Raw genomic sequence first — 20,146 nt, forward strand, 5'->3', positions numbered from 1 at the left:
ATATATTAAGTAAGTAGTGGCTAACCTTTAAAATTGTATATATTTCTACAAAGGGGTAAAAACTTATATATTAAGCTGCGTAATAGTAATGGATAGCTTAATGTATAATCTTCACATTAAATCATATTGGAGGGATACTATGGATAAAAAGATTAAAATAGGAATTGTCGGATATGGAAATATTGGAAAAGGTGTGGAAAAAGCTATAGCACAAAATCCAGATATGGAACTAGAAGCTATTTTTACAAGAAGAGAAGTGAGTGCTGTTGATAGCAATAATGCAAAACTAGTTCATATATCAAAGCTTGAAGTTTATAAAGAAGTAATAGACGTAATGATATTGTGTGGGGGTTCTGCTACGGACTTAGGAGAGCAAGGACCAATGTTAGCATCTCAATTTAATACTGTGGATAGTTTTGATACTCATGCAAAAATTCCTGAATATTTTTCTATGATGGATAACATAGCAAAGAAAGCTGGCACAGTAGCTCTTATATCAACAGGATGGGATCCTGGATTGTTTTCATTAAATCGTCTTTTAGGAGAAGCTGTACTACCTGATGGAAAAGATTATACTTTCTGGGGTAAAGGTGTGAGCCAAGGGCATTCGGACGCTATTAGAAGACTTGAAGGAGTAAAAAATGGAGTGCAGTATACTATTCCCATAGAAGAAACATTAGAGAAAGTTAGATGCGGTGAATGTTGTGAATTTACCACAAGAGAAAAGCACCAACGTGTATGTTATGTAGTTCCTGAAGAAAGTGCAGATCTACATAAGATAGAAGAAGATATAAAAAATATGCCGAACTATTTTGCAGACTATGATACAACAGTACACTTTATATCAGAGGAGGAACTAAAAACTAATCACTCAGGTATGCCACACGGTGGATTTGTTATACGTACAGGGAATACTGGAAATGGAACAAAGCAAATTATGGAATTTAGCTTAAAATTAGATAGCAATGCAGAATTTACATCTAGTGTAATAGTTGCTTATGCTAGAGCTGTTTATAAAATGGCTAATGAAGGGAAAAAGGGAGCTGTTACTGTTCTAGATATTCCGTTTTCATATTTATCACCAAAATCTCCTGAGCAGTTAAGAAAAGAGTTGTTATAATAAGAAATTACAAAGGTCATATTATATGACCTTTGTAATTTTTTAAACTTTAAATTTTGATACGATGTCTTTTAGCATTTTTGCATACTCTATATTTGTAGCAATATTTTTATCTACTTCCAGCACTTTGTCTACTATATCTTCATTTTTTTCAACTATATCGGAAACCCCTTTGGCACCTTCATTAACTGTTGATGCTACTCCGTTAATAGCAGTAATAATATTATGCATTGAACTGTTTAGATCCTGCACAGAGGAATTTATTTTTTCCATTAACTCATTTATTGTACTTGCATCAATACTATATTGCTCGCTGACATTCAAGAAATTTTTATAATCACTATTGGCGCTGGTTTCAATAAAGTTTAAAACTTTTCTTGCGTTAACGGTCATATTTTTAAAAGCCATATGAACCATGTTTACAACTTCCTGTATTTTGCCTGCGGTACTGGAAGATTGTTCGGCAAGCTTCTTTATTTCATCGGCCACTACAGCAAATCCACGGCCAGCTTCCCCAGCTCTAGCAGCCTCTATAGAAGCATTGAGTGCTAATAGATTGGTTTGCTCTGTTATTTCTAGTATTGTAGATGTTAACAAGTTTATTTGGTCTACTGTTTTAGCTTGCTCAATGGATTTTTCAAAGTCAACTTTTATTTCATCATATATGACGTTAGCACTATCTATAGATTTTATGGTTTCTTGTTTTAGTGAAGTTGCCCTGTCTATTATGTCATTAGATAAATTAGATCCTTCCATGGATTTTATTGAAATTTCTTCAATATTACTAGCTATTTCATCCATAGAAGCGTTTATCTCTTCGGTGGAAGCAGCTGTTTCTTCCATACCAGCGGATAATTGCTGAGTAGTAGCTGAATTCTCTCCAGTAGCATCTTGTACGGAACTAGTAAGAACTTTTATAAATTCAGCACTTTCATTTATATCTTTAGATGATTTTAACAGCAATAAAGTCATATCTTTTAATGATTCACGCATTTTATTCATGGATTTTGCCATTACACCAGTTTCGTCTTTACTTAAAGATAATTTTACATATTCATTTTTTTCAGTGAAATCAAAATTAGCTGTAGCTTCAACTAACGTCGTAATATTTTCTATGGGTTTAGATATTCTTAAAGAAAGTAAATATGAACCAATGGCCGATATTACAGCTAATATAATACTAGATATAACTAAAAGAGTAATCATTCTATCAATAGGAGCTTTTATTTCAGATAAATCTGCAGACATTACTACTAGCCATCTTGTTTTGGGTACAAGAGAATATGAAGCTATTTTTTCTTTTCCCCCAAATTCATAACTTAGAGTCTTAAACTCTAAACTTTCACCCTTTGATAATTTTTCTAAAACTGAGTTTATAGCAATATTCTCAACAGGCTTTCCTATCTTTGTATCCTCAGGATGAGAAATCATAGTACCTTTTGAGTCTGTTAAATATGCATAGCTAGATGGGGAACCTGCTAATCTAGAGTCAGATAGATGCTTGGTTAACTCATCACAAAATACAGGTGATGCGATAAGACCTACAACTTCTCCATTATTTACTATGGGATAAGTAAATACAAGAATATTTTTGTTTGTAACTTTTGAAGTTAATATCTCACTTATGTAGCTAGTATTTTGTTCGAGAGTAATCTTTATATATTCTCTATCTTTCAAATCTGTGCCTATAGTTTTAGGATCGCTATCTGAAACTATAAGGCCATTTTTATCAGCAACAAATACATGCTCTAACTCGTTCATGCCATCAGCATATTTTTTTAGCGCTTCATTAGATTTATGTGAAGTTTTTTCTTTCCCTATAAGGAAGTTTATAATATCTGAATTAGTAGAAAGAGCTTTTAGTCCCAATTCATATTGTTTTATCATATCAGAGATATTATTTGCCTGATAATGCGCAGTATGGATTATAGAAGCATTAGATTGCTTTTGTATAATATCATTAGAAACGTAATAGCTTATGGAGCTAGTAACAGATATTATGATTAATATAATAAATATAAAGTAAGTTGTAATTTTTTTTTTGATATTCAACTCTACTCCCCCCCAGATAAAATAATTAGTTACTTAATTTTATCATTTCCAACAATTGGTGTCCATGGAAAGGCTTATAAATTATAATAACTTCTAAATTTATGTTAATTATTGATTTAAAATTGACAATATGAAATATATTCTTTAAAATGAAATTACAATATAGAAAAAATAGGAAATTATTATATTAAAAGGGGCGATTTCTTTGATTTGGGTTTTGGGGGATAATGTACAGACAGATGCTGTAACTGATTTACCGAATTTTTTTCAATTTATTTTATCAGATACAAAGAAATTATTTGGGGATAATGGGTCAATAATTATATTAGAAATTGAAAATTTTACTATAATAAATAAAAAGTTTGGAAGAGAAATAGGGGATTATTGCTTAAAAGAGTTGTCTAATATAATAAAAGCAACTTTAAGTAATAATCATTTTGTATATAGAACAGATGGGGATGAATTTACAATTGTACTGCCTAATACATCTAATAACGAGGCAGCAAAAATATCTCATTTAATAAAATCTACTTTTATTGATTATATGAGTGCATATAGCATTTCTGACGTTGATTTAAGTATATTATTATTAGATTATACAGAGAGTATTTGTTCTATTAATGAAATTTATCATATGATATTAAATAAGTACATAGGTATTGTTAAAGGCAATAAAAATAGAGATTTCGCCCAGATAAAATGGATGAAACATTTAATTGATAGCTTTAGTAGACGTATAATTGAGAGTCTAAGTTTAGCTTTCACGGACGATATAAGTAGATTAGGTAATCATAGAGCGGCTAAATCATATTTGGCAAATTTAATAAAAGAAAGCGAATGTACTGGAGAAATTTTTAGTATACTTTTTATTGATGGAGATAACTTAAAGCGCTACAATAAAATAAGTTATCAGCATGGAAATGAAATGATATATAATTTATCCAGGATTATTGTAGATACTTTAGGGAGTCAGCATAAAGTGTTTAGATGGCTTACAGGAGATGAGTTTTTAGTAATTTTAAGAGAAGTAGATAGAATAAATAGTACTAAATATGCAGAGAAGATTAGATTTGAAGTGGAACGTCAGACCAGGGGATGGATTTACCCTATAACTGTATCTATAGGTATTTCTTCATATCCAGATCATGGTAGTAATATTGGGGATATAGTTGGAAAGGCTGAAAAAGCAAATCTTACTGCAAAAAATTTAGGGAAAAATACTGTAGTTGAATGGAGAATTGAAAATATTAATTTAAATTTATGAAGATTTTTAAAATGATTATTAGCTTCAGATGGAGTTTGCTTTATAAGTAATACTTGCTCCAACTGAAGCTTAAAATAATTTATTCAGGAATTTAGTAAAACTTATGAGGATATGAATTAGAACTGTTTAGCTACGGGATAAAAATAACTCTGTTTGGAACACTAATACAATTAAGTATTATCAGAGGAGGCAATATTATGGCTAAAGTAGATTCTATGTTTTGCTATCAATGCGAGCAGACAATAGGAGGAAAAGGTTGCACTAAATTTGGAAATTGCGGCAAAGATGCAAAGGTAGCAGCTCTTCAGGATTTGCTTATTTATCAATTAAAAGGAATAGGATTTTATGGACAGAAGTTAATAGAGAAGGGAGAAAAAATAGATCCAGAAATACAGAAGTTTATGATGGATGCTTCTTTTTCTACACTAACTAATGTAAATTTTGATCCGGAAAGATTCATTGAATACTTAAAAGAAGCCCAAAAAATAAAAGAGATTCTTAAATTTAAAACAAAAGGTATTGAGGATAATATTCCATGTGCAGCAGAGTACATATTGCCAGATAATGAAGATGAGATGCTGGAGGACGCTAGAAAAGCAGGAATAATGTATGATGATTCATTAGATGCTGACATACGTTCCTTAAGACAAACATTAATCTATGGAATGAAGGGTATGGGAGCCTATGCTCACCATGCACATGTATTAGGAAAAATGGATGAAACAGTTGGTGAGTTCTTTTTTAAGGGTTTTTCAGCTGTTACCAATGATAATCTAACTGTTGATGAACTATTTAATTTAATAATGAAATTTGGAAAAGTAAACTTAAAATGCATGGAATTATTGGATAGAGCTAACACGGAGATCAATGGAAATCCTGAACCTACAGAAGTTGTTATCACTAAAAAGAAAGGACCATTTATCGTAGTTTCAGGTCATGATTTAAGGGATTTAAAAGAATTATTAGAACAAACTGAATGTAAGGGAGTAAATATATATACCCATAGTGAAATGCTTCCTAGTCATGGTTATCCAGAATTAAAAAAATATAAGCATCTTATAGGAAACTTTGGCGGAGCTTGGCAAGAACAACAGCAGGAATTTGATGACATACCTGGATGTATTTTAATGACTACAAACTGTTTGCAAAAGCCTAGAGAGTCATATAAAGATAGAATATTTACAACAAGTATAGTTGGGTGGCCAGATATAGCTCATATTGAAGAAGTAAATGGAAAGAAGGATTTTACAACTATTATAAATAAGGCAATAGAATTAGGAGGATGGACAGAGGATGAACCAGAAAAGAAGATTATAGTTGGCTTTGGTCACAATGCAGTAATTTCTATTGCAGACCAAATTATTGAAGCGATAAAAGCTGAAAAGATTAAACACTTCTTCTTAATAGGAGGATGTGACGGGTCTAGACCGGGCAGAAATTATTATACCGAATTTGCAGAAAAGACTCCTAAAAACACAATTATACTAACTCTTGCTTGTGGTAAATACAGATTCAATAAATTGGATTTTGGTAAAATAGGAGACTTCCCAAGATTATTAGATTTGGGACAATGCAATGATGCCTACTCAGCAATTAAAATAGTATTAGCCTTAGCAGATGCATTTAAATGTGATATAAATGAATTGCCTCTTTCCATGATATTATCTTGGTATGAGCAAAAGGCAGTGTGTATATTATTAACCTTGCTATCTTTAGGGATTAGAGATATTTATTTAGGGCCTACTTTGCCAGCCTTTATTTCACCTACTGTTCTACAAGTGTTAATAGATAAGTTTAATATTAAACCTATATCCACGCCAGAAGAAGATTTAAAGACGATATTAGGAAGTTAAATTATTAAAAAGCTACTCTTTTAAAGGGTAGCTTTTCCTTTTTACAAGTTATTATATTTTATGTTAGAATAAATTTAAAATACTTTAAAAGGAGGAAAGATTGTGAGTATAAAGAGCAAAATATTAGATATAGTTGCTAGTTCATATGGAATAAAATTTATAGAAATATTAATAGTATTATTTTTAGGACGCTGGATAATTAGAGTATTTTTAAATGTTATGGATAAATCATTAAAAAAGAGTAAGATAGACGTATCGCTGCATTCCTTTATAAAGTCCATTTTAACGATGATTTTAAGGATTGTATTATTCTTAACGATTGCTTCTATGTTAGGAATACCAATAACTACTTTTTTAGCTGTATTGAGTGCCGCAGGAGTAGCAGTTGGTCTTGCCTTAAAAGACAGTTTATCTAATTTTGCAGGGGGAATATTAGTATTGATATTTAGACCCTTTAATGTTGGAGATTATATTGAAACTCAAGGATATTCTGGAACTGTTAAGGAGATACAACTTCTATATACATATATGAATACAGCCGACAATAAAAAGATCATAATACCTAATGGGGAACTAGCAAACGGAAAAATAATTAACTACTCTGCTGAGGAGCATAGGAGAGTGGATTTAAAATTTAGCATAGGCTATCATGATGACATTGTAAAAGCTAAAAATATAATTAAGGAAACTATAAATAGTAACTCTCTTATATTTAAAGATCCAGAACCTTTTGTAGCAGTAGGTGAATATGGAAATAATTCTATTAATTTAATAATTAGAGTTTGGTGTAATAATAGTGATTATTGGACTATATATCACCATCTTCAAGAAGAAGTCAAGTTAGGCTTTGATAGAGAAGGAATTACTATTCCATTCCCTCAAATGGATGTTCATATGTATAATAAATAAGTATTTTAAAATAAGTCTTTTATAATGATAACCTTACTATGAGGTTGAATTTTAACTAAGGAAGTTTCTTAAAACTCCTACTTATGTAAAATTAAGTAGGAGTTTTTTATGTGCAAGCAACTTATTACGATTTAATAAAAATATAGTATTTAAAAGCTACTAATTGTGATAAAATATTCCATAAATATTTATTTTACAAGAAAAAATGTTTTGAATAATAAATTTAATTAAATTATATTAAAAACTATATTTGTAATATAAGTAATAATATATTATAAAAAGAAAAATTATGTAAATAAAATGGATAATTTAGGGTAACTATGTTAAAATGTTTAGTGAAATTGTTAAAAGGTGGTTTTAGCATGAACTATAGTATGGAAAGTAGTAAAAAAGCAGAAATAAATATGAAATTTTCTGAGTTTGAAATGCCTCCAATGCAAGATGCCTTGCTTGTAGGTAAAAAATCGCCTCTTGGACCAGAATCAGCAAGGAGAATGGTAAACATTTTATCTCCTGATCAGTATGAAATAATTAAAATAGAACATAAATGCATAGAAGCAATTGTTATAAAAAAATCATTACTTAATATATTGCCAAAAGAAACACTTGTAAATTTAATTATGGAGGAAGGGGGAAAGATTGCTAACGAATATATGATAGTAAAAGCTTTAATAAATATTACTTTGCAAGTTAGCAAATCAATAGAGCTATGATAAGAAAAGTTTCTGATATAATGCTAACAGAGTTTATTATAATAGATGCTTTATTATGTGTGAGTAATATAGGCGAGAGCATATTAAATAAAGGAATAGGTTGTTTTTTAGTTGAAGAAAAGGGGAGTATAATTGGAGTAATAACTCAAAAGGATTTAATTAACTGCCATCCTAATAGATTAGCTGTTGATGCAATGACAGATAGATATCAATATATAGACGAAAATATGTTTTTGTGGGAAGCAAAATGTATGCTCGACAAAGGTACGGATTTACTCTTAGTACTAAAAGCCAATAAAGTTGTAGGGGTAATTAATAAATCTATTATAGATGCTGAACTTGGAAGATACTTTGATTTATTGACTGGACTTTATAAGAATGACTATATATACTATAATGCTTTAAAGCTAATTTATAAAAACAATTATATTTCTTTTGCATTTATAGATATAAATAATTTTGGATATATAGATAAAAAATATGGACATATTGTTGGAGATGTTATATTACAGCAATTATCAAAATTACTTAGAGATAACATACCAAATGATGAAGTTTTTCTTTCAAGATTTGGGGGAGATGAATTTCTTATATTAACTTCATATACTGTAGAAAAATGTGAATCTTTAGCTAAGAATTTGATAAATATAATATCTAATTATACTTTTGTTAATGATATAAATGTGAGTATATCAATAGGTATATCTCATAATGAAGCGCGTAAAGATAAAAATGAATTATTTAAATATATTTTACAACTTATAAATTTTGCTAGCATGGCTTCTACAAAAGCTAAGAAAGAAAAATGTGGTGTAATTGTTTATTCAGGTGAAATCGCGGAAGTGATATAATAAGGTTAAGGTTTAACATGGATGTTTAAAATTAAAAGCATCCATGTTTTATGTTTTTATTTAAATAAATATTTATAGATACTATAGATACTAATTGAATAGAGGAGTATGAATATGTTAGATTTTAGAATAATTAGTTTTATTGTTGTTGGAAAGGTTGGAAATATTACTAAGGCTGCCAACATATTAAACATTACTCAACCAGCAGTATCACAACATTTAAAATGGCTAGAAGAATATTATAATGTTAAATTATTTATTAAAAAGAATAAAAAAATGATGTTAACTGAAGAGGGAAAATATCTTTTTGATAATGCAATTAAAATGGAATCCATGAGTAAAAATATAAAGTATGAATTAAAAAATAGAAGATCTATTATTAAAAAATATAGAATAGGAGCAACTCTCACTATTGGAGGATATGTTCTTCCAAATATAATTGGAGAGTACAAGAAAATTTATAATAATATAGATATTATAATGAAGGTGGAAAACACGGAAACTGTAGTTAAATTACTACATGGAGGGGAAATAGATTTAGGTATAGTAGAAGGAGCCTTTAATAAGTCCAATTTAAAATATAAAAAATTTAGAGAAGATGAATTAGCATTAATAGTATCTCCTGAACATGAATTTGCAGATATGAAAGAAGTATCTATAGAACAGGTATTAAATAATAAGCTGATATTAAGAGAAAAGGGCTCTGGTACTAGGCAAGCATTTCAAGATTATGTGATAGAAGCAGGATTAGAAGAGCATGATATAAACCCATATATGGAAATAGGAAATATAACTGCTATATTATCATTAGTAAAATCTAATCTCGGATGTACAATTTTATCTAGAGAGTCAGTAAAAGATGATGAAAAAAGAGGGTTATTAAAGATTGTTCCTATTAAAAAATTTCATATGACTAGGGAATTTAACTTTATTTATATTGACAATTTCAATGAAGAATTTGTGGATCATTTTCTAAAATTTTGTGTTGAAAATGATTTGGAATGATGAATTTATTATAATTAGAATTTATAATATCATAATGAATTCTAATTGGACTTAATATTGCCTCCGTAGTAACATAAAAATAGTGAATTTAATAATCCGTGTTAATATAGGAGGCTGAAATGATAAATATAAGTGAGGAAAAGATAAAAGAGCTAAAAGGAGAAGGGTTTATATTACAAAACAATAAAGAAGATTTTATTTGTAGAGTAATAACTGTAGATGGTACATTAAAAGAGAAAGAGATATCTAAAATAGGGGAAATTGCGGACAAATATGGTTATGGACATGTTAGTTTCACAGTAAGGCTAACTATTGAAATACCAGGAATTAAGTATGAAAATATTGAAAAAGTGAAAAAAGAATTAAAAGAAGTGGGTTTGTACTCAGGAGGGACAGGTAATAGAGTAAGACCTATTGTACCTTGTAAAGGAACGGTTTGTACCCATGGATTAATAGACACGCAAAAGATTGGAAGAGAGGTTCATGAAAGATTTTATTTAGGATTTTATGACATGAAGCTTCCACATAAATTTAAAATAGGCGTGGGGGGATGTCCTAATAATTGTATAAAACCAGAATTAAATGATTTTGGAATTGTAGGTCAAAGAAAGCCTAAGATTGAAAATGGGAAATGTATTGCTTGTAACAATTGTATTGTTGAAACTAAATGTAAAATGGGAGCAGCAAAGGTTATAGAAGAAAAAATTTATATAGATTTTGATAAATGTAATAATTGTGGGAAATGTATAGATAGTTGCCATTTTGGATCAATATCCCTTGATAAAGAGGGAGTTAAAATATTTCTAGGTGGCAAATGGGGAAAGCAACCTAAAATTGGAGACGACTTAGGAGAGATATATACAGTAGAAGAGGCCTTAGATATTATTGAGAAGGCAGTTTATATTTATAAGGATCAGGGGAAAGCGGGAGAAAGGTTCGGCAGTTTAATAGATAGAATAGGTATTGAAAGCTTTAAACAGAATCTTAGCAATATTTGATAAATTGTATAAATATGTTATAATAAAAAAGAGATTACGAAAATCTCTTTTGATTTTATAGTTATATTTTGCAGTTATTAAGAAATACTAAATTACTTATTCTGTACCACGAAGGTAGGGGAAAATTCTCCCTACCTTTTTTATTTTTAAAGGAGGGTTTTATTATGAATACTAAATCGTTAGTAAAGGGAAGTGTGTTTTTAGCCATAGGTATAATTATACCTTACATATTCCATACAACTGGTCTTCCAGGAACAATATTTTTACCTATGCACATACCAGTGTTACTATGTGGATTTATTTTAGGAAAAAAATATGGACTAGTTATTGGGTTCATTACACCTTATTTAAATTTCTTAGTATCAGGAATGCCACCTCTATACCCTGTGGCCATAGCCATGGCCTTTGAGCTAGCTACTTATGGATTTCTATCCGGGTATCTTTTTAAGGACAAAAATTATAACATGTATGTATCATTAATATCTGCTATGCTTATAGGGAGGGCTGTTTCAGGCACTTTAAATTATTTCTTATTAACTTTAGGGGGAAAACCTTATGCGCTAGCAATATTTTTAGGTAATGCTTTTATCAAACCTGTTTGGGGAATACTAATCCAATTAGTTTTAATTCCTGTTATAGTAAAGGGATTAGATAAAAATACTAGGATGGTGAACATAAGTGAATGATAGAGAGTTTTTTAATAATTTAGCAAGTAAGTGGGATGAAATATGTAACCATGACGATAAAAAGCTTAGAGAAATAATAAATTTATCTAATATTAGAGAAAATTCTAAGATTCTAGATGTTGGGACAGGTACTGGCGTATTAGTGAAATACTTATTAGAGTGTTCACCTATAGTTATAAAGGCAGTAGATTTGTCTGAGAACATGATAGAAGTGGCAAAAAGTAAGTACAATAATGATAATGTAGAATTTATAGTTAGTGATATTATGGATTTCCATGAAGGAGAATTTGAGTATATATTTCTATATTCCGTGTATCCTCATTTTATAGATAAAGATAAGTTATTTTTACATCTTCATAAATTATTGAACATTAATGGCAAGATTGTAATAGCTCACTCAGAAAGCAAAGAGAGAATAAACAACATACATAAAAAAAATGATAGTGTAAAAGATCATATGCTTCCATCAGTAGAGGTTACATCTAATATTATGAGTAAATATTTTGAAGTTGAAAAATCTATAGATAATGAGGATATGTACTATATTTCTGCTGTGAAAAGATAAAATAAATTATAAAACCCCATGAAGATCATGGGGTTTTTAAATAATTCAATTTTTCTAAATCAATCATAAGATTTTATATCTAGAATTATCTCTTCAATTATTTCTTTAATTTGCAAATTTCTTGTACCAGGTATGTATATCCCATGTTTTTGCAATGGAAAGAGATATTTTGTGCATTCTATTTGAAAAATTATATTAGATATTTCAGAGGTGACTTCTCCATTTATTCCACCGTTACAAATAATTCCGATTGGACCTACTAAGCAATCAATTTCTTCATTTCTTAGATAGTTGCATATATTATCTTCTCCGCAGAGTCCTATATCAGCCCCGCTTTTAACCATATTGCTCATGGCTAAACTGTTTGTACCAAGGGCAATGACACATACATCTAAATCTGTATCTTTTTTTAGTTTTTTTATTATAGTTTTTCCTAATCCAGCTCCTTGCCCATCAATTACAGCAACTTTCATTAATACTACCTCCGAATATCTAAAATACTATCTTTAAATAATTATATAGGATTTTTGTACCATATGCATAATAATTTATGTAAATTTTCAAATTATAACTATATGTTTTCTCTTATTCTTTTCTATATAGTATAATAATTATAAATAAATACCTTGGAGAGTGAATGTTATTGTTTAAGAAGATAGTGATTAATATAGCATCATTAATAAAAAGAATATTTGATGACGAGGTGCCTGCGCTAGCTTCTCAGCTATCCTACAGCCTTTTGCTATCTTTTTTTCCATTTTTAATATTTGTAACAACACTAATAGGATATAGCCCTATAGATAGTGAATTTATTTTGAGAGAAATGAGTAATATACTTCCGGATACTGCCTATCAATTAGTTCATTCAACTATAAAGGAGATATTTACTATTAGAAATACAAATTTAATGTCCTTCAGTATTATTTTTACTATATGGACTGCATCAAGTGGATTTAGAAGCGTTATAAAGGGTATTAATAAAGCCTACGATGAAAAAGAAAAAAGATCCCTATTAAGAGTTACAATTATATCTATTATAAGTACTTTAGGATTAGGATTTTTAATAATTTTGACAATAGCACTATTAGTGTTTGGTAATATTTTAGGGTCATTTTTGATATATAAACTTGGATTGAGTAAATTTTATAATTTTATATGGAACATAATTAGATATTCTATAATTTTGGTTTCTATGATATTTGTATTTGCTTTAATTTATAGATATATACCTAGCAGAAAATTAAGTTGGAAAGAGGTATTCCCTGGGGCTATATTTGCTACTTTAGGATGGATAATAGCTTCTATTGGGTTTGCTTTTTATGTAAATAATTTTGCGAATTATTCCAGATTATATGGTAGCATTGGAGCGGTGATAGTATTATTAACCTGGCTATATATAACTTCAATGGTAATAATAATTGGCGGAGAGATTAATGCTTTTATTGCTTTTGATAGAAGAAAAAGACATTTAATCTAAGTAGACTATAATGACTAAATGATAAGATTTGCATAAAATGAATATTAAAGGTTGGAGCATTATTTATAAAAATTTTCAACAAAGAAGAAGGATAGTATCTTGTATAAATCTAAGTACTATCCTTTACCATTTCCTGAGGGAGAAGATATTTATATAAATTTCTCAGATAAAACCTGTTTTTTTGAATATTCTTTTTTAATCCAACTAGTTATTTTAGATGAAAGGGCTATATTTCCTAAAAGCATTGCTCCACATAATTTATCGTCTTTAAAAAAGTATTTATAATAAAGTCCTTTTTCAGGATTTTCATATGAAAATTGTTCGAAATCATCATGGCAGTTACCACAGGAAAATACTCTAGTATTCATTGAAGTAAACACAAGGGTTGGAACAAAGTCTTCAAATGTTTGATTTTCTCCAGTGGCATTATCACCTGCCGTTTTACCCATTTTTACAGCAGCAGGCCAGTTACCATAAATTCGACTATTGAGTTCTGCTACATCTCCACAAGCGTAAATATCTTTTATATTAGTTTCCATTCTATTATTAACGATTATACCATTATTTGTTGAAATACCTGATTTTGATGCTAGATCCTTATTAGCCCTAATACCCACGGAGAATAATAGAAGATCTGCATCTAAAGAATTACCGCTTTTAAGTTTAACTCCTGTAATCTTTTCATCTCCCATAATTTCTTGGAGAGAGTCACCTAAAATAAATTCTATATCACTTTTTTCAGCAGAACTTTTAAACAATCTAGAACCCTTCTCGTCCAGCTGTCTTGGTAATAGCCTTTCAAAGAATTCTACTACTGTAACTTCTAGTCCACGTTGCTTTAGTTCCCAGGCGGCTTCAAGCCCTAAAAGCCCTCCTCCTATAACAATTGCTTTTTTGCAGTCTTTAGCATAAGATTTTATTTCTTCTGCATCACAAAGAGATTTTAATGAAAAAACGCCTTTTTTATCATTTCCAGGTATTGGAGGAATAAAATTATGGCTTCCATTTGCAAGTATTAGTTTACTATAAAAAATAAATTCTCCATCTTCAAAAAATATTTTTTTGCTTTCTGTATCAATCAGTTCTACAGATTTTCCTAGCATAAGTTTAATATTATTTTTTTTGTACCAATCTTCTTTAGCTAGATAAAATGTATCTTCTAATTTATCTTTAGATAAGTATGATGAAAGTGATGGTCTGTAATAGCTTATTTCATTTTCTGTAGATATTATAGTTATGTCAGAATGTTTACTTTTCTCTCTTACCCTATCTGCAGCATAAAATCCTGCAGCTCCGTTTCCGATTATAATATAGTTTTCTTTATTCATAACTCAGCACCTCTTTATATTAATTGGAATCTATATATAATTTTAATATATCCTATGAAATTACACAATTGCTTAATTATGGATTAACACCATATTGTATTAATATGTTGACATAATATTATTTATTGTGCTAAAATAACAAAGTGCTTCTTGTATTTTGTGCAAGGAGCTTTTTTATTATATAGAAAAATATGGGAGTATTAACTGCTTATGGGGGGAGATAAATGAAGCAAAGTAAAGGGAATGCAATAGCATTATTACCATTGATATTATTTATAGTATTATATTTATCCATTTCACTGATATCTAAGGATTTTTATGCTATGCCTGTTAGTGTTCCATTTTTAATTTCAGGCATTACGGCATTAATGATTAATAGAAAAGAGAATATGTCGAAGAAACTAGAAGTGTTTTGTAAAGGTGCAGGAGATGAAAATATTATACTCATGTGTATAATATTTATTTTAGCAGGTGCTTTCGCACAAGTAGCAAAAGATATTGGTGCAGTAGAATCCACTGTAAACTTAGGCCTTTCGATTTTACCTAGCAATTTATTAGTATCAGGAATATTTATAATTGCTTGCTTTATATCATTATCCATAGGTACATCAGTAGGTACAATTGTAGCTTTATCGCCAATGGCTATTGGAATGAGTGATAAAACTGGAATTTCTTTAGCTTTGATTTTAGGTGCTGTAGTTGGGGGAGCTATGTTTGGAGATAATTTATCCATGATCTCCGATACTACAATAGCTGCAACAAAAACACAGGGATGTAATTTAAAGGACAAGTTTAAAACTAATTTTTTTATAGTACTTCCAGCAGCAATAATTACAGCTATTATATTTGCAATAATTACAGCAGGGAATAATTCCGTTGTAACTTCAAGTGAAAGTTTTAGCATTATTAAGGTTTTACCCTATTTATCTGTATTGATAGCGGCGTTAATGGGTATTAATGTAATTATGATTCTTGTGGGAGGAATAACTTTTTCAGGAATTATCGGATTAGCAACTGGAGAGATGACTTTCATTGAAATACTTCAATCTGTAGCTAAGGGAATTGATGGAATGTCAGAGCTTGTAATTATATCTCTTATAATTGGTGGTACCATTGAAGTAATTAAGTATAATGGGGGAATAGATTATCTATTAAGCTTTATTAATAGAAAAGTTAAGTCAAAACGAGGGGCTGAATTTGGAATAGCATTACTTGTATCAATTGTAGATATATGTACAGCAAATAATACTATAGCAATAGTAATGGTAGGACCTTTAGCCAAGAATATATCCACTGAATATGGAATAGAGCCACAAAGATCAGCTAGTATATTAGATACATTCTCTTGTCTTTGTCAAGGAGTAATACCATATGGAGCTCAATTGTTAGCGGCAGCAAGTTTAGCAAAAATATCTCCTATTTTAATAATGAAATATTTATATTATCCATATTTAATGGGAATATCTGCGGTGATTACCATACTCATAGGACATTCTAAAGTAACTAGAATCAAGGATTAATAAATTTACCATATATTCATAAGAGAAGTTATATATCATTTCCTATATGCAAATTTGTGTTGAAAATACTTTAAAAGTGTTATTATAATGTATTAAAGGAGAAACCTTTAATGCTTATTGATTATAAGGAGAAGGAAATGGAAAGTCTTATAGTGTTTTTTATGTCGGCAGTGCCAATTATAGAGCAAAGAGGGGCTATACCATATGGAATATTTATAGCTAATATGGATCCGTCTTTAGTATTTTTAATTAGCTTTTTAGGAAGCTTACTTCCAGTTCCATTTATATTACTTTTATTTAATTATATTTTTAAATGGATGAAGAAATATAAATTTTTTGATCCTTTAAATAATATAATAGAAAATAAAATAAGAAAGAATACTGGTAAGATGGAAAAATACAAAGAGCTAGGACTCATCACATTTATTGCAATACCATTGCCTACTACAGGTTTATGGACAGGAAGTGCAATAGCAGCCTTTTTAGGATTAGACTTCAAAAAGTCTTTTTTATGCGCAGCTTTAGGTGGAATAATATCTGCGGCACTAATAACTTTAGGATGTATAATCTTTCCAAGTATGTTCTAATTAATAGGAAAAAAGATGTAGACAAAATATTCTGAATTCGACAGGAAATATTAGATTCATTTCCACATACTAGAAAATAATTTGCACAATATTATTTTTTAAAATATTTGAAAGGTAATAATGTCATATTGTTGACATAACTTATTTTACTTGCTTTTCAAGATGTGACAACTTTTTTTATTTTATAGTGTTAGTATTATGTAAAAGAGGTTGTACACATTTTGGGGGGTTGGTTATGGTAATAGTGGAAAACATAATGAGAAGTGTTAAGACTGATGAAATGGAGCATAGTTATTATTATAGAATGCTAAAGAGTAATATAAGTCTAAATTATTCTAATCAATCGGTTGAAGTTCAGGCTTATGGAATAGAAGTTGAAAGACAGGATATTAAAGATGGAAAAGTAATAAATATTGAAAGAAATTATGTTAGGGGTATTAGCCCTCAAAGATATAAAGTACATAAGCTTTTAAAACTTCTTTATGACAACAGTGTATCGCCGATTCATTTAATAGATATTTTGGGAGATTATATAGATGAATATATAGTAGACTTTGATAAAGAACTAATGGATATAGCAATGAATTAAAATTATGTAATAGAGGTGAGAACCTCTATTTTCTTTATATAATAAATGTATAGATACGGAGATATAGAGAGGTGAATGTTTTGATTATAGGAATTGGTAGTGATATTATCGAAATAGAAAGAATAAGAATAGCTATTGAAAGAAATCCTAAATTTTTAGAAAAGATATTTACGCAAGGGGAAAGAGAATATTTCAAATCAGTAGGGTTCAGAGTAAATAGTATAGCAGGTAACTTTGCTGCAAAGGAAGCAGCATCAAAAGCATTAGGTACTGGATTCAGAAATTTCTCTATGAAAGACATTGAAATATTAAGAGATGAATTAGGAAAACCAATAATTAATTTGTATGGCAATGCAAGAGAAGGTGTAGCTAAGGATAAAGATTATAATTTTCATATAACTATATCTCATAATAGAGAAAATGCTATAGCTTATGCTGTACTGGAGGTGTATTAATTGAAAGTAGGCACTTCTCAAATCATAAAAAATATAGACAAATACTGCATAGATAATATAGGAATTCCTGGCATTGTCCTTATGGAAAATGCTGCTATTAAGGTTATAAAAAATATTCCACTAGAGAAATTCAATAATTTTGTAGTAGTTTGCGGCAAAGGTAATAATGGTGGGGATGGTTTTGCGGTATGCAGACATTTATATAGCTTAGGAAAAAAAGTAGATGTATTTTTAATAGGTGAAGAAAAAAATATGAGTAAGGATTGTTATGTAAACTACTCCATTCTTAAGAATATGGGACTAAGAATACATACTATTAACAATATAGAAGATATAAATAATTTAAGGGAAACATTAGAAAGAAGTGATATAACTATTGATAGTATATTTGGAACTGGACTAAATAGTAAAGTAAAAGATATATACTCTACTGTGATATCAGTAATAAATGAAAATAGCTCCTATATATTAGCTGTTGATATACCATCAGGATTGGATAGCAATAACGGTAAGGTGTTAGGCAATTGTATAAGGGCTAATAAAACTGTGACTTTTCAATTATATAAAAGAGGATTCTTAAATTATGAAATTCATAATTTGCTTGGTGAGTTAATAGTTGAAGATATAGGTATTCCTGAATTCATCGAAGATAAATTTCACCAAAAAGAATTTATATTGGATGAAGATATGGTAAGGAGTAAGATAGGGGTAAGGGATAAATACTCTCACAAAGGTGATTATGGGAGGGTTGCAGTCATTGCGGGATCCAAGGGGTATACGGGAGCAGCTTATATATGCACAGAGGGAGCAGTAAAAAGTGGAGCGGGTTTAGTTACGTTGTGTACTAGAGAGGATATCTTAGAAAGTTTGGCATGTAAGGTTTCTGAAGCTATGCTAATCTCTATTGAAGATGAAAAAAAATTCAATGAAATGATTAAGAAGAGTAATAGTATAGCCATAGGACCAGGTATGGGTAATAGTGAAGATACCTTTAAAATATTAGTAAATGTTATACAAAATTCAGATTGTCCTTTAGTAATAGATGCAGATGGGTTAAATGTGATAAAGAATGATATAAATATACTTAAAGAGAAAAAAAATAATTTGATATTGACTCCTCATTTAGGTGAAATGGCTAGACTTATAGATAAACCTATAGATTATATAAAGGAAAATAGAATAGAAATAGCTAAGGATTTTGCTGAAAAATATGGAGTAGTATTGCTATTAAAAGGATATTACACGATTATTACAGATGGTGAAAGCCTTATAGTAAACTCGACAGGCAATAGTGCAATGGCTTCAGGGGGAATGGGAGATTGCCTTACGGGAATTATAGCTTCTTTGTTAGCACAAGGATATAGCCCACTTAAAGCAGCGGCATTAGGTGCATATATTCATGGTTATTGTGGAGATAAGCTTTCAAAGGAAATGTTTTGTGTGAATGCTAGCCATATACTCCGATATCTGCCTTATGGAATGAAAAAAATTCAAAATTTATAGAATAAATGAATAACAGGGATAGTATTAATAATATAAACCAAATTATATGGGGAGGAAAATAATGAAGAAGTGGTTGTGGGCAATTCCTGTTGTTTTTTTTGTGATTTCTATCCCTTTGCTCTTTTATAGCAAAGCTTCACATAAAGATGAAAAAGCTGTGGATTACATTAAAAATTTAAAAAGTTATAGCGCTGAGAGTAATATAATATTAGTAAATGATAAACAAGCATTAGAATATAATTGTAAACAATATTATGATAGGAAAATCGGAGGAAGAGTAGAAGTAGGGGATAGTAGGGTCTTTATATATAAAAATAATAAGACATATGTTAATGATTTAAAGTCAAATATGAAGTATACTGTAGATAGAGATTTTGATATAATATTTAATATCAGTATGGTTAGCGAATATATAAAATTGATGTATACTGATGAAGAAATTAAGATATCTTCTAAGAGTATAGAAGGTATTGAATATGTTATGGTTGAACTCCATATGCCATATATGAATAGAAATTTAGTTAAAGGCATAATTTATTTAAATAAAGATAATTATTTACCAGAGAGATTAGAAATACTAGATGATAATAATAGGATTAAGGTAAGGGTTAATTACAAAAACTTTATTCCTAATGAAGAAATAGATGAAAACTTATTTAATTTATAGTTGA

General features: G+C 29.4%; 20 protein-coding genes. 17 read left to right on the forward strand and 3 right to left on the reverse strand.

Going from position 1 to position 20,146, the window contains the following annotated elements; genetic code table 11:
• Positions 1 to 139: 139 nt before the first annotated feature.
• Complete coding sequence (locus KQI86_RS12370) at positions 140 to 1,120, forward strand: diaminopimelate dehydrogenase (RefSeq protein WP_216439701.1); 981 nt, start codon at positions 140 to 142, stop codon at positions 1,118 to 1,120.
• 42 nt (positions 1,121 to 1,162) lie between these two features.
• Here the strand turns inward: KQI86_RS12370 and KQI86_RS12375 are convergent, their stop codons facing one another.
• Positions 1,163 to 3,172 carry a methyl-accepting chemotaxis protein gene (locus tag KQI86_RS12375; protein WP_216439702.1) on the reverse strand — a complete coding sequence of 670 codons (2,010 nt, stop codon included), beginning with the start codon at positions 3,170 to 3,172 and terminating at the stop codon, positions 1,163 to 1,165.
• Positions 3,173 to 3,377: 205 nt separating this feature from the next.
• Here KQI86_RS12375 and KQI86_RS12380 point away from each other — a divergent pair, with 205 nt between their 5' ends.
• From KQI86_RS12380 to KQI86_RS12420, 9 genes are all read left to right on the forward strand, one after another.
• Entirely contained in the window at positions 3,378 to 4,436 is a 1,059-nt protein-coding gene (locus KQI86_RS12380; protein WP_216439703.1) for a diguanylate cyclase domain-containing protein, read from the forward strand.
• A gap of 197 nt (positions 4,437 to 4,633) precedes the next feature.
• Positions 4,634 to 6,289, forward strand: a complete 1,656-nt coding sequence (gene hcp, locus KQI86_RS12385; RefSeq protein ID WP_246582792.1) for a hydroxylamine reductase — start codon at positions 4,634 to 4,636, stop codon at positions 6,287 to 6,289.
• A 102-nt stretch (positions 6,290 to 6,391) separates the two neighbouring features.
• Positions 6,392 to 7,198, forward strand: coding sequence for a mechanosensitive ion channel family protein (locus KQI86_RS12390; RefSeq protein WP_343216171.1), 807 nt, complete (start codon positions 6,392 to 6,394; stop codon positions 7,196 to 7,198).
• 362 nt (positions 7,199 to 7,560) lie between these two features.
• A complete protein-coding gene (locus KQI86_RS12395) occupies positions 7,561 to 7,911 on the forward strand; it encodes a hypothetical protein (protein WP_216439704.1) in 351 nt (116 codons plus the stop codon).
• On the forward strand, positions 7,908 to 8,762 hold the full coding sequence (locus KQI86_RS12400) for a GGDEF domain-containing protein (RefSeq protein WP_216439705.1): 855 nt from the start codon (positions 7,908 to 7,910) through the stop codon (positions 8,760 to 8,762). Before KQI86_RS12395 ends, KQI86_RS12400 begins: the two co-directional genes overlap by 4 nt.
• A 114-nt stretch (positions 8,763 to 8,876) precedes the next feature.
• Positions 8,877 to 9,767: a LysR family transcriptional regulator gene (locus tag KQI86_RS12405; RefSeq protein WP_216439706.1), complete on the forward strand. Its 891-nt coding sequence runs from the start codon at positions 8,877 to 8,879 to the stop codon at positions 9,765 to 9,767.
• Positions 9,768 to 9,886: 119 nt separating this feature from the next.
• Positions 9,887 to 10,765 carry a 4Fe-4S binding protein gene (locus KQI86_RS12410; RefSeq protein ID WP_216439707.1) on the forward strand — a complete coding sequence of 293 codons (879 nt, stop codon included), beginning with the start codon at positions 9,887 to 9,889 and terminating at the stop codon, positions 10,763 to 10,765.
• 164 nt (positions 10,766 to 10,929) lie between these two features.
• On the forward strand, positions 10,930 to 11,451 hold the full coding sequence (locus KQI86_RS12415; protein ID WP_216439708.1) for an ECF transporter S component: 522 nt from the start codon (positions 10,930 to 10,932) through the stop codon (positions 11,449 to 11,451).
• The gene (locus tag KQI86_RS12420; protein ID WP_216439709.1) at positions 11,444 to 12,016 is read left to right on the forward strand and encodes a class I SAM-dependent methyltransferase; all 573 of its coding nucleotides are present in this window, start codon (positions 11,444 to 11,446) and stop codon (positions 12,014 to 12,016) included. Before KQI86_RS12415 ends, KQI86_RS12420 begins: the two co-directional genes overlap by 8 nt.
• 59 nt (positions 12,017 to 12,075) lie before the next feature.
• On the opposite strand, the gene KQI86_RS12425 is transcribed toward KQI86_RS12420, so the two are convergent.
• Positions 12,076 to 12,489 carry a DUF3842 family protein gene (locus KQI86_RS12425; protein WP_216439710.1) on the reverse strand — a complete coding sequence of 138 codons (414 nt, stop codon included), beginning with the start codon at positions 12,487 to 12,489 and terminating at the stop codon, positions 12,076 to 12,078.
• Between the two features lie 164 nt (positions 12,490 to 12,653).
• On the opposite strand from KQI86_RS12425, the gene KQI86_RS12430 reads away from it, so the two are divergent.
• Positions 12,654 to 13,493 (forward strand): YihY/virulence factor BrkB family protein, encoded by an 840-nt coding sequence (locus KQI86_RS12430; RefSeq protein WP_216439711.1) that lies wholly within the window; start codon positions 12,654 to 12,656, stop codon positions 13,491 to 13,493.
• A 149-nt stretch (positions 13,494 to 13,642) separates the two neighbouring features.
• On the opposite strand, the gene KQI86_RS12435 is transcribed toward KQI86_RS12430, so the two are convergent.
• On the reverse strand, positions 13,643 to 14,821 hold the full coding sequence (locus KQI86_RS12435) for an NAD(P)/FAD-dependent oxidoreductase (protein ID WP_216439712.1): 1,179 nt from the start codon (positions 14,819 to 14,821) through the stop codon (positions 13,643 to 13,645).
• Positions 14,822 to 15,045: 224 nt separating this feature from the next.
• Here KQI86_RS12435 and KQI86_RS12440 point away from each other — a divergent pair, with 224 nt between their 5' ends.
• The 6 genes from KQI86_RS12440 to KQI86_RS12465 all read left to right on the forward strand — a co-directional run bounded on the left by KQI86_RS12440 (position 15,046) and on the right by KQI86_RS12465 (position 20,142).
• Positions 15,046 to 16,341, forward strand: coding sequence for a Na+/H+ antiporter NhaC family protein (locus tag KQI86_RS12440; protein ID WP_216439713.1), 1,296 nt, complete (start codon positions 15,046 to 15,048; stop codon positions 16,339 to 16,341).
• Positions 16,342 to 16,451: 110 nt separating this feature from the next.
• Positions 16,452 to 16,928, forward strand: a complete 477-nt coding sequence (locus KQI86_RS12445) for a COG2426 family protein (RefSeq protein WP_246582793.1) — start codon at positions 16,452 to 16,454, stop codon at positions 16,926 to 16,928.
• Positions 16,929 to 17,163: 235 nt separating this feature from the next.
• The gene (locus KQI86_RS12450) at positions 17,164 to 17,517 is read left to right on the forward strand and encodes a DUF6514 family protein (RefSeq protein ID WP_216439714.1); all 354 of its coding nucleotides are present in this window, start codon (positions 17,164 to 17,166) and stop codon (positions 17,515 to 17,517) included.
• An 80-nt stretch (positions 17,518 to 17,597) separates the two neighbouring features.
• Positions 17,598 to 17,972 (forward strand): holo-ACP synthase, encoded by a 375-nt coding sequence (acpS, locus tag KQI86_RS12455; protein WP_216440220.1) that lies wholly within the window; start codon positions 17,598 to 17,600, stop codon positions 17,970 to 17,972.
• Positions 17,973 to 19,475 carry an NAD(P)H-hydrate dehydratase gene (locus tag KQI86_RS12460; RefSeq protein WP_216439715.1) on the forward strand — a complete coding sequence of 501 codons (1,503 nt, stop codon included), beginning with the start codon at positions 17,973 to 17,975 and terminating at the stop codon, positions 19,473 to 19,475.
• 61 nt (positions 19,476 to 19,536) lie between these two features.
• Positions 19,537 to 20,142, forward strand: coding sequence for a germination lipoprotein GerS-related protein (locus KQI86_RS12465; RefSeq protein WP_216439716.1), 606 nt, complete (start codon positions 19,537 to 19,539; stop codon positions 20,140 to 20,142).
• Positions 20,143 to 20,146 lie beyond the last annotated feature (4 nt).

The organism is Clostridium mobile, from assembly GCF_018918285.1.
GTDB classification, from domain to species: domain Bacteria; phylum Bacillota; class Clostridia; order Clostridiales; family Clostridiaceae; genus Clostridium_AW; species Clostridium_AW mobile.

What these genes read in the sequence shown, in the direction of transcription:
- KQI86_RS12440 (WP_216439713.1), top strand. Translation starts at nt 15,046, where the DNA reads ATGAAGCAAAGTAAAGGGAATGCAATAGCATTATTACCATTGATATTA.
- KQI86_RS12395 (WP_216439704.1), top strand. Translation starts at nt 7,561, where the DNA reads ATGAACTATAGTATGGAAAGTAGTAAAAAAGCAGAAATAAATATGAAA.
- KQI86_RS12415 (WP_216439708.1), top strand. Translation starts at nt 10,930, where the DNA reads ATGAATACTAAATCGTTAGTAAAGGGAAGTGTGTTTTTAGCCATAGGT.
- KQI86_RS12400 (WP_216439705.1), top strand. Translation starts at nt 7,908, where the DNA reads ATGATAAGAAAAGTTTCTGATATAATGCTAACAGAGTTTATTATAATA.
- KQI86_RS12450 (WP_216439714.1), top strand. Translation starts at nt 17,164, where the DNA reads ATGGTAATAGTGGAAAACATAATGAGAAGTGTTAAGACTGATGAAATG.
- KQI86_RS12425 (WP_216439710.1), bottom strand. Translation starts at nt 12,489, where the DNA reads ATGAAAGTTGCTGTAATTGATGGGCAAGGAGCTGGATTAGGAAAAACT.
- KQI86_RS12435 (WP_216439712.1), bottom strand. Translation starts at nt 14,821, where the DNA reads ATGAATAAAGAAAACTATATTATAATCGGAAACGGAGCTGCAGGATTT.
- KQI86_RS12410 (WP_216439707.1), top strand. Translation starts at nt 9,887, where the DNA reads ATGATAAATATAAGTGAGGAAAAGATAAAAGAGCTAAAAGGAGAAGGG.
- KQI86_RS12370 (WP_216439701.1), top strand. Translation starts at nt 140, where the DNA reads ATGGATAAAAAGATTAAAATAGGAATTGTCGGATATGGAAATATTGGA.
- KQI86_RS12430 (WP_216439711.1), top strand. Translation starts at nt 12,654, where the DNA reads ATGTTATTGTTTAAGAAGATAGTGATTAATATAGCATCATTAATAAAA.
- KQI86_RS12405 (WP_216439706.1), top strand. Translation starts at nt 8,877, where the DNA reads ATGTTAGATTTTAGAATAATTAGTTTTATTGTTGTTGGAAAGGTTGGA.
- KQI86_RS12445 (WP_246582793.1), top strand. Translation starts at nt 16,452, where the DNA reads ATGCTTATTGATTATAAGGAGAAGGAAATGGAAAGTCTTATAGTGTTT.
- hcp (WP_246582792.1), top strand. Translation starts at nt 4,634, where the DNA reads ATGGCTAAAGTAGATTCTATGTTTTGCTATCAATGCGAGCAGACAATA.
- KQI86_RS12465 (WP_216439716.1), top strand. Translation starts at nt 19,537, where the DNA reads ATGAAGAAGTGGTTGTGGGCAATTCCTGTTGTTTTTTTTGTGATTTCT.